Genomic DNA, 11382 nt, shown 5'->3' with positions numbered 1-11382 from the left:
GCAGCAGCGCCTCGTCGCCGGCGGTGCGGCTGCCTGCCACCGGGGCCCGCACGGCCAGCGAACCGATCGACAGCACCGGCATGCCGGTGCTGTCCGCTGCGGCCATCGCCACCTCGTCCGGCCCGAGACGCCTCAGCGCCACCCGAAGCCGGGCCGCACCCGAGGCTCGCAACACCATGTCGGCGAACCGGAACGGCAACCGGCCGGAACCGTCCGGGTCCGCGCCCGCGCCCGCGACGGCGACCGGATGTGAAGCGGCGTCCAGCAGCGCCGGATGGATCCCGAACGAACCCGCCATCGCGCGGGCGGGCTCGGGCAGATCCACCTCGGCGAAGGTCAGGTCCCCGCTCTCCCAGGCTTCGGTCATGCCCCGGAACGCCGGCCCGTAGTCGAGTCCGAGGTCGGCGAGCCGGTCGTAGACCCGCTCGACATCCACCGGCGTCGCACCGGGCACCGGCCAGGTCCCGCCGACGGCCTGGAACAGCCCGTCCGCCCGAGTCGGCGGCGAAGCCACGCTCACCACACCGGTGGCGTGCCGGGTCCAGGTCTCTACGCCGTCCGGGCGGGCGTGGATCGTGACGCTCCGCCGCCCTTCGGGTCCGGGGGCGTCGGCACCACCGACCACGACCTGAAGTTCCATGCCGCCTCGACCGGGCAGCACCAGCGGCGCTTCCAGCACCAGCTCGTCCAGCCGACCGCAGCCCACGCTGTCGCCGGCGCGGATCGCCAGCTCGACGTACGCCGCACCGGGCAGCACCACCTCGTCGAGCACCACGTGGTCGGCGAGCCACGGGTGGGTCCGCAGGGACAGGCGGCTGGTGAAGACCACACCGTCGAACTGCGGCAGCGACAGCACCGCCCCGAGCAACGGGTGGTCAGCGGACCGCAATCCGGCGGATGCCTCGGTCCGGCCGACGGCCGCGTCGGGCCAGAAGCGCTGCCGTTGGAAGGCGTAGGTCGGCAGGCTGATCCGGGTGCCTCCTCGACCGGCGAACGCCGTGGCCCAGTCCACGGCCACGCCTCGCGTGTACAGCTGCCCGAGCGCCGCCAACAGCGTCGACGTGTCGTCGTGCTCGCGCCGCAGGACCGGCGTCACCACCGTCCCTGGAGCACAGCTGCCCTGCGCCAGCGCGGACAGCACGCCGTCCGGACCCAGCTCGACCATCGCCGTCACACCCTGCTCGGCCAGCCACCGCACACCGTCGGCGAACCGCACCGGCACTCGGACCTGACGGGCCCAGTACTGCGGTGAGCACAACTGCTCGGCCGTCGCCACCCGACCGGTCACATCGGACACCACGGGAATCCGCGGCTTTGCGAACCGCACCGACTCCAACACCCGCGTGAACTCGCCCAGCATGGGGTCCAGCAACGCCGAATGGAACGCGTGCGACACCCGCAGACGCGACACCCGGCGGCCACGCTCGCCCACGGCCGCCACCACCCGGTCCACCGCGGCCGAAGGACCCGAGACCACCACCGAATCGTCGGTGTTCACCGCCGCCAGCGACACGCCGTCCGGCAACAGGTCCGCGATCTCGGCCTCGGAAATCTCCAGTTGGGCCATCACGCCGCCGGATGGCAACGCCTGCATCAACCGCGCCCGCGCGGCCACCACCCGGCACGCGTCGGCCAGCGACCACACACCTGACACATACGCCGCGGTCAGCTCGCCGATCGAATGCCCCAGCAGGTAGTCGGGGGTCACGCCGAAGGCGCGCAGCACCTCGAACAATGCGGCTTCCACCGCGAACAGCGCCGGCTGCGCCCACCCCGTCTCATGGATCAGCTCCGCGTCCTCGCCCCACATCACCTCACGCAACGGCCGGTCCAGCAACGGATCCAGCTTGGCGAGGATCTCCTCCAGCGCGGCGGCGAACACCGGGGACTGGTCGAACAAGTCCCGAGCCATGCCCACCCGCTGAGCACCCTGGCCCGTGAACAGCACACCCAGCCGAGTGCCCGGCCGAACCGTACCGGGCTCCGATTGACCGGCCGCGACCGCACGCAGGCCCGCCAGCAGTTCGGCCCGCTCGCCGCCCACGACCACGGCGCGGTGGTCGAACACCGCCCGCGAACCGACCAGCGACCAGCCCACATCCACCGGACGCAGGGCCGGGTCCGCCGCCACGAACCCCAGCAGCCTGGACGCCTGGGCCCGGACCGCCTCAGCCGACTTGCCGGACAGCACCCATGGCACCACGGCGCCGGTGTCGGCGGCCGGGACGACGTCGGTGCGGGCGGGAGCCTCAAGGATCACGTGCGCGTTGGTGCCACTGATCCCGAACGAGGACACGCCGGCCCGCCGCGGCCGGCCGGTTTCGGGCCACGGCACCGCTTCGGTCAGCAGCCGCACATCACCCTGGGTCCAGTCGACCTGGGTGGAGGGCCGGTTGACGTGCAACGTCCTGGGCAGCACTCCGTGGCGCAGCGCCATCACCATCTTGATCACGCCGCCGACGCCCGCGGCCGCCTGCGCGTGGCCGATGTTCGACTTCAACGACCCGAGCCACAGCGGCCAGCCCTCGGGCCGGTCCTGACCGTACGTGGCCAGCAGCGCCTGCGCCTCGATCGGGTCGCCGAGCCGGGTGCCCGTGCCGTGGGCTTCCACGGTGTCGACGTCCGCGGTGGACAGTCCGGCCGCCGCGAGCGCCTGGCGGATCACCCGCTGCTGCGAGGGACCGTTCGGCGCCGTCAACCCGTTCGACGCACCGTCCTGGTTCACGGCGCTCGACCGGAAGACAGCCAGGACCTCGTGCCCGTTTCGGCGGGCCTCGGACAGCCGTTCCATCACGACGACACCGACGCCCTCGGCCCAGCCGGCGCCGTCGGCGGCGTCGGAGAAGGACTTGCAGCGCCCGTCCGCGGCCATTCCGCCCTGCACGGTGAAGCCGACGAACGTGTCCGGTGAGGCCATCACGGTCACCCCGCCGGCCAGCGCCAGCGTGCACTCGCCCGCCCGCAACGCCTGCGCGGCCAGGTGCATCGCCACCAACGACGACGAACACGCCGTGTCCACGCTCACCGCAGGGCCCTCCAGACCGAGCGTGTAGGACACCCGACCGGAGATCACACTGGTCGCGCCACCCGTCATCTGGTGGCCAAGGAGCCGGTCGCCGCCGCGGGCGACCATGTCGCCGTATCCGGACTGGTACGCGCCGGCGAACACGCCGGTCGGGCTGCCCGCCAGCGAGGTCGGATCGATTCCCGCCTGTTCCAGGGCTTCCCACGACACCTCCAGCAGCAACCGCTGCTGCGGATCCGTGGCAAGCGCCTCACGCGGCGAGATCCGGAAGAACGCCGCGTCGAACTCGTCGACACCGGCGAGGAATCCGCCCTCACCCGTGGCCGAGGTTCCGGATCCGGGTCCCTCACGCCCGATCAGGGTGTCCAGGTTCCAGCCGCGATCGGCCGGGAACGGGGTGACGCCGTCGACGCCATCGGCGACCAGCCGCCACAGGTCGTCCGGACCCGCGACACCACCCGGGAACCGGCAGGCCATCCCGATCAGCACGATCGGATCGTCGGAAACCGACACCGGCGCCGGCACCGCGGTCGGCTCCGCCGGCTGCCCGGCACCGAACCCGGCAGCCAGGTGCCGCGCCAGCCGCGTGACCGTCGGATAGTCGAACACCACGCTCGCCGCCAGCACCGCACCCGTCTTGGCCCGCAGCAGATTCCGCAACTCCACCGACGTCAGCGAGTCGAAGCCCAGCTCCCGCAACGGACGGTCCGGGTCGATCTGTGCCCCCGAGCCGTGGCCCAGCACCGCCGCGACGGACTCCCGGACCAGCTCCGCCAGTGTCTGCTCACGCTCCCGCACGGACAGTTCCGCCAACCGCTTGCCCAGCCCGCCCCGACCGTCGCGGGTGTTGTCGGCAGTGCGGCGCGGCACGGCGCCGGTGAGCGACCGCCACAGGGCCGGCACGTCCTGCTGAGCCCGCAACGCCCGTGCGTTCAGCCGGGCCAGTCCGAGCACCGGCCGGCTACAGCGCAGCGCCCGGTCGAACAGGTCCATGCCCTGCGCCACCGAGAACGGCGGCAGGGCCGACCGTTCGATGCGGCGAAGGTCCGCCGAGGACAAGGTGCCCACCAGCCCGACCTCGGTCGTCCAGGCGCCCCAGGCCATCGACGAGCCCGGCAGCCCCCGCTCACGACGGTGCTGCACCAAACCGTCGAGGAACACGTTGCCCGCGGCGTAGTTGGCCTGGCCGCCGCTGCCCAAAAGCCCGGCGAGAGAGGAGAACACCACGAAGAACGACAGGTCCAGATGGCTCGTCAGCTCGTGGAGGTGCCACGCCGCGTCGACCTTCGGCGCCAGCACGCGATCGAGCTGATCCGGCGAGAGCGAGCCGAGTACGCCGTCCTCAAGGATCCCGGCGGTGTGCACCACCCCGGTCACCGGTCGCCTGGCCGGAACCCCGGCCAGCACCGCGGCCAGGGCCTCCCGATCCGTCAGGTCGCACGCCGCGAACGTCACCGTCACGCCCTGCGCGGCCAACTCGGTGACCAGCGCTGAGGCACCCGGAGCGGCCGGGCCGCGCCGACTGACGAGCAGCAGGTGCCGGACACCGTGCGCGCCGGCCAGGTGGCGGGCCAGGGCACCGCCCAGGCCGCCGGCGCCGGTGATCACGACCGTGCCCGAGGAGTCCGGTGCCCGTGGGACGGTGAGCACCAGCTTGCCGACGTGCTTGGCCTGGCTCATGAACCGGAAGGCGTCCTGGGCCTGGCGCACGTCCCAGCTGCGCACCGGCAACGGCCGCAGCGCCCCGGCCTCGAACAGGCTCACCAGTTCCCGCAGCATCTGCTGGATGCGTTCGAACCCGGCGTCGGTCAGTTCGAACGCCTGGTAGTTCACGTCGGCGCAACGGTCCCGCAGGTCCTCGGCCGACCGGATGTCGGACTTTCCCATCTCGACGAAGCGGCCGGAGGGCGCGAGCAGGTCCAGCGAGGCGTCCACGAACTCGCCGGCCAGCGAGTTGAGCACCACGTCGACACCGCGCCCGTCCGTGGCAGCGCGGAAGCGCTCCCGGAAGTCCAGGGTTCGCGACGAAGCCACCCGGCTCTCGTCGACACCCCACTCGCGCAGGACACCCCATTTGCCTTCGCCCGCGGTCGCGTAGATCTCCGCGCCGAGGTGCCGGCCGAGCTGAATGGCCGCCAGGCCCACACCACCGGCACCAGCGTGCACGAGCAGCGACTCACCCGCCCGCAGACCCGCGAGGTCCACCAAGCCGTAGTACGCCGTCAAAAACACGATCGGAACCGACGCGGCGACGGCGAACGACCAGCCGGCCGGGATCACCGTCAGCAACCGCCGGTCGGTCACGGCCACCGGGCCGAAGCCGCCGAAGGCCAGGCCCATCACCCGGTCGCCGATCGTCAGCCCGGTCACCTCCGGGCCGACCTCGGTGACCACCCCGGCGACCTCACTGCCCAGGGGGCCGGCCTGACCGCGGTACATGCCGAGGGCGTTGAGCACGTCGCGGAAGTTCAGGCCGGCCACGCGCACCTCGATCCGGACCTGCCCGGGCCGCAGGGGATCCGTCACCTCGGGACACGGCACCAACGCGAGATTCTCCAGCGTGCCCCTCTCCACGGACTCCAGCCGCCAGGCTTCCGTCTCCGGTGCGACCAGGTCGTCCGCCGGCCGGACCCTCGTCAGACGGGCAGCGTGCAGGTGCGTGCCGCGCAACGCGAGCTGCGGCTCGTCGGTGCCCAGAACCCGGCCCAGGACGTCGTGGTCCAGCGCGGTGTCGGTGTCGGTGTCGGTGTCGAGCAGGACGATCCGGCCGGGGTTCTCGGTCTGCGCCGAGCGCACCAGCCCCCACACCGCCGCCGCGGCCAGGTCCCGCAACGGCTCGCCGGCCTCGACCGTGACCGCGCCCCGAGTCGCCACCACCAGCGGGATCGAGGCGAAGCGGTCCTCGGCCAGCCAGTGCTGCAGTTGCCCCAGTACCCAGGCCGTCAGTTCGTGAACGGAGTCCACCACCGCGTCCCGGTCGCCGGCCACGGCCAGCACCACCGCCTGCGGACGAACACCGTCCGCCGCCGCGGCACCGACCTCGGCGAGGTCGGCGTACCCGGTGCCGGCCGAACGCGCGCGATCGACCAGGAGCCAGTCCGCCACCGGCACCACCGGACCCTCGGCGGCGATCCAGCCGGCCTTCAGCAGAGCACCGTCACCCGGGACGGATCGGAGGCCGCCGGCCGACATGGGCCGCACGGCCAGCGAGCCGATCGACAACACCGGTGAGCCGCTGCTGTCGGCCGCCACGACGCCGACCTCGTCGGGTCCGGTCCGGGTCAACGCCACCCGGAGCCGGGACGCACCCGAGGCGCGCAACACCACGCCGGTGAAGCTGAACGGCAACGCCGCGCGCGCTTCCAGCCCCGCGAAGACCGAGGCGTGCAACGCCGCGTCCAGCAGCGCCGGATGGATCCCGAACGACTCGGCCGGGCCACGCCCGGACTCCGGCAGCTCGACCTCGGCCAGAACCCGGTCCCCGCACCTCCAGGCCCGGGTCAGCCCCCGGAACACCGGGCCGTACCGGAGGAAACCCTCCTCGGCGAGCCTGTCGTAGAAGTGGTCGGTGTCGAGTGCCTTCGCGCCCGGCCCGGGCCAGTCGCCGCTCACCGGGCCGAACAGCTCGGTGCCGCCCGCCTCACCCGGGCCCGCGCTCACCACGCCCGTGGCATGACGGGTCCAGGACTCCTCGCCGTCCGCTCGCGCGTACACCGCGACACCGCGCGCTCCGGCCGCGGCAGGAGCATCGAGGTCCCCCACCACCACCTGCAGCTGAACCCCGGTGTGCGCGGGCATCACGAGCGGTGCCTCAAGGACGAGCTCGTCGAGGCGGTCGCACCCGACGCTGTCGCCTGCCCGGATCGCCAGCTCCACGTACCCGGTGCCGGGGAAGACCACCGCGTCCCGCACCGCGTGATCCGCCAGCCACGGATGCGTACGCAGCGAAAGCCGGCTGGTGAACACCACCCCGTCGGTCTGCGGCAGCGGCAGCGTCGCCCCCAGCAGCGGGTGGTCCGCAGGCGCCAGCCCGGCCGCGGACACATCGGCCCTGCCGCCGGTCGTGTCCGGCCAGAAAACCCGGTGCTGGAAGGCGTACGTCGGCAACGGGACCCGCCGCGCACCGCGGTCGGCGAACACCCGGGCCCAGTCCACCTCGACGCCCAGAGCACACGCGTGAGCCACCGACAGGACCACTCGCCGCAGGGTTCCTTCGTCGCGGCGGAGTGTCCCCACCGCGGCCGCGGGCTTCTCTCGCCGCTGCGCGATGTCCTGCACCGCCGGGACCAGCACCGGATGCGGACCGACCTCGATCACCAGGTCGGGACCGGCGTCGAGAGCGGCCGCGAGCGCCGTTTCGAACAGCACCGGGTTGCGCAGGTTGTCGTACCAGTACCGGGCGTCCCACGACGCGGTGTCCGCGAGCTGCCCGGTCACCGACGAGTAGACCGGGACCGTCGACGAGCGGGGACTGACCGGGGCCAGGTCCGCCAGCAGCCGCTCCTCGATCCGCTCCACCGACGGCGAGTGCGAGGCGTAGTCCACCGCGATCCGGCGCGCCCGGATCCCGTCGCTTGCGCAGTCGGCCAGCAACCGGTCGAGGGCGTCCGGCTCCCCGGCGACCACCACGGATGCCGGGCCGTTGATCGCGGCCACCGAAACCGCCGGCCGCCGCGAGATCAGTTCCCCGACCTCGGTGACCGCCATCGGCAAGGCCACCATGCCCCCACCACCGGCCAGCGTGTCGGCGATCGCGCGGCTGCGGAGGACCACAACACGAGCACCGTCCGACAAGGACAGGGCACCGGCCACACACGCGGCCGCGATCTCACCCTGCGAGTGCCCCACCACCGCGGCCGGCTCGACCCCGAACGACCGCCACTCCGCCGCCAACGACACCATCACCGCCCACGACACCGGCTGTACGACGTCGGCTCGCGCCAACGCGGCCTCGTCACCGAGCACCTGCTCCAGGGACCAGTCGACGAACGGCGCCAGCGCCGCCGCACACTGGCGCATCGACGCGGCGAACACCGGCGACTCGGCCAGCAGGTCCTGGGCCATCCCCACCCATTGGGCACCCTGGCCCGGGAACACGAACACCACTGCGTCACCGGCCCGGGCGACGCCTTCGGTAAGGCCCGCGGCGGGTTCGCCGGCGGCGGCAGCGCGCACTGCGGTCAGCAACTCGTCCCGATCGGTGCCCACGACGACAGCGCGGTGCTCGAACACCGTCCGCGAGTGGATCAGCGACCAGCCCACATCCACGGGGCGCCACGACGCGTCGGATTCGAGGTGCGCCAGCAAGCGCGCTGCCTGCGCCCGCAGCGCCTCTTCCGTCTTGCCGGACAGCACCCACGGCACGACACCGCCGGGGTCGCCGCCGGGGCCGCCGCCGGGTGAGGCCGTGGCGGTGGCGGCCGCTTCGAGGATGACGTGCGCGTTGGTGCCGCTGACGCCGAACGAGGACACCCCGGCCCGCCGAGGGCGGTCTGTTTCCGGCCACGGCACCGACTCCGTCAGCAGCCGGACGTCGCCTTGCGCCCAGTCCACCTGCGTCGACGGCGCGTCCACGTGCAGCGTTTTCGGCAACACGCCGTGCCGCAACGCCATGACCGTCTTGATCACACCACCGACGCCGGCGGCCGCTTGCGTGTGGCCGATGTTCGACTTCAACGAGCCCAGCCACAGCGGCCGTTCCGCGGGCCGATCCTGGCCGTAGGTCGCCAGCAACGCCTGCGCCTCGATCGGATCACCGAGCTTCGTACCCGTACCGTGGGATTCCACGGCATCGATGTCCGAAGCGGTCAGTCCCGCCGCGGCCAGTGCCCGCCGGATCACCCGTTGCTGCGAGGGGCCGTTCGGCGCCGTCAACCCGTTCGACGCACCGTCCTGGTTCACCGCGCTCGAACGCAGCACAGCCAGGACTTCGTGATCGTTGCGCCGAGCATCGGAGAGCCGTTCCAGCACCACCACGCCGACGCCCTCGGCCCAGCCGGTGCCGTCGGCCGCATCCGCGAACGACTTGCACCGCCCGTCGGCGGCCAAGCCACCCTGCACGCTGAAGCCGACGAACGTGTCCGGTGAAGCCATGATCGTGACACCACCGGCCAGCGCGAGCGAGCACTCCCCCGCCCGCAGTGCCTGAGCCGCCAGGTGCATGGCCACCAATGACGACGAACAGGCCGTGTCCACGCTCACCGCAGGGCCTTCCAAGCCCAGTGTGTAGGCGATCCGGCCGGATATCACACTGCCTGCGCCGCCGGTGAGGGCGTGGCCCAGCAGCTGTCCGTCGGAGCGGGAGACCAGCTCGGCGTACCCGGACTGGTACGCGCCTACGTACACGCCGGTCGAGCTGCCGGCCAGGGACGCGGGCTTGATCCCGGCCTGTTCCAGGGCTTCCCACGACACCTCCAGCAGCAACCGCTGCTGCGGGTCGGTGGCCAGCGCCTCACGCGGCGAGATCCGGAAGAACGCCGCGTCGAAGTCGCCTGCGCCGTCGATGAACCCGCCTTCCCCGGTCGCGGACGATCCGGAGCCGTCGGGTCCCAGCAACGCGTCCAGGTTCCAGCCGCGATCGGCCGGGAACGGCGTGATTCCGTCGGTGCCGTCGGCCACCAGGCGCCACAGATCCTCCGGCCCGCGCACCCCGCCCGGGAACCGGCACGCCATCCCCACCAGCACCACCGGATCGTCGGCGACCGGAGCCGGCGCCGGCTCCGGTACGGCGGACGGCACCTCCGGGCCCACGTCGCCGAACTCGGCGGCCAGGTGACGCGCGACGTGGCCGACGGTCGGGTAGTCGAACACCAGGCTCGCGGGCATCGCGAGACCGGTTCTGGCCTGCACCAGGTTCCGCAGCTCGACCGCGGTCAGCGAGTCGAAGCCCAGCTCGCTGAACGGCTGGTCCGCCTCGATCCGCGTCTGTGGCGCGTGACCGAGCACGGCTGCGGCGCTGTCCCGGACGAGACCGGTCAGCAGCCGCAGTCCGTCCGCTTCGGACAGTCCGGCGAGCCGCTGTCGCAGGCCGTCCTGGCCGCCGGTCGCGTCGTCGGCCCGCCGGCGGCGCACGCCGCCGGCGAGCGTGCGCCACAGGGGCGGGACCTCCGTCTGAGCGCGTAACGCGGCCAGGTTCAACCGGGTCAGCACCAGCACGGGCCGATCGGTGACCAGGGCGCGCTCGAACAGCTCCATGCCCTGCGCGGGCGTCAGCGGCGGGACCGCGGAGCGGGCGATGCGCCGGCGGTCCCCGTCGGACAGCGTGCCGGTCATGCCGATCTCCGTGGTCCACGGACCCCACGCCATCGACAGCCCCGGCAGCCCGGCGTGCCGGCGCTGCTGCATCAACGCGTCGAGGAACACGTTGCCCGCCGCGTAGTTCGCCTGCCCGCCGCTGCCGAGCGAGCCGCCGATGGAGGAGAACACCGCGAACAGCGAGAGATCGAGTTCCCGGGTCAGTTCGTGCAGGTGCCACGCCGCGTCCACCTTCGGCGCCAGCACCCGGTCGACCTGCTCCTGTGACAGGGAACCGAGCACGCCGTCGTCGACCACACCGGCCGTGTGGACGACCCCGGTCACCGGCCTCTGCGGCGGAACCGCCGCCAGCACCTCCGCCAGGGCCTGCCGGTCCGTCACGTCGCACGCCGCGACGGTCACCTCCGCCCCCTGTGCCGCCAACTCCCCGACCAGGTCCGCGGCCTGCGGGGCGGCCATTCCCCGACGACTGAGCAGCAACAGGTGCCGGACCCCGCGCGCGGCGACGAGGTGCCGGGCCACGACACCGCCCAGAGCGCCGGTCCCACCGGTGATCACCACGGTGCCCGGCCCGACCGGCGTGAAGGCGTGTCCGCCGGGCTCGGTGCGGACGAGCCGGGCCGCGTGCATCCGGCCTTCGCGGATCACCATCTGCGGTTCGCCCGAGGCCAGGACCCGGCTCACGGTCGCGCCGTCCGGTTCGGTGTCCGAGTCGAGCAGCACGAACCGGCCGGGATTCTCCGTCTGGGCCGACCTCACCAGGCCCCACACCGCGGCCGCGGGCAGGTCCCGCACCCCTTCGTCCGGCCCGGCGGCGACGGCTCCCGACGTCAGGACCACCAGCGGGACAGCCGAGAACCGGCCGTCGGCCAACCAGTGCTGCAGCAGCCGCAGGACGCGTCCGGTCAGCTCGTGCGCCGACTCCACGACCGCGTCCGCGGCACCGGACACGGCCAGCACCACCGCCTGCGGCACCGGCCTCTCCTCACCGGGCGCGGTCAGGTCGGCGAAGCGGGCGTCGTCCGGGCCGGCCAGCAGCCAGTCACGCAGGTCCGCGCCGGCCGCCGGGGTGATCCCGACCCACTCCACGGCGAGGACGGACC

Annotated in this window: 2 pseudogenes; both read right to left on the bottom strand. The window is 73.0% G+C overall.

The window, feature by feature from the left end:
* Positions 1–55 precede the first annotated feature (55 nt).
* Positions 56–4582: pseudogene (locus AC27LF_RS26215) on the bottom strand (type I polyketide synthase); the annotation flags it as partial.
* Positions 4583–4729: 147 nt separating this feature from the next.
* Positions 4730–11302 (bottom strand): annotated as a pseudogene (locus AC27LF_RS26210) (SDR family NAD(P)-dependent oxidoreductase); the annotation flags it as partial.
* Positions 11303–11382: the final 80 nt, after the last annotated feature.

It is taken from the genome of Streptomyces diversicolor (assembly GCF_057537855.1).
This window is presented reverse-complemented; position numbering and strand designations above follow the sequence as displayed.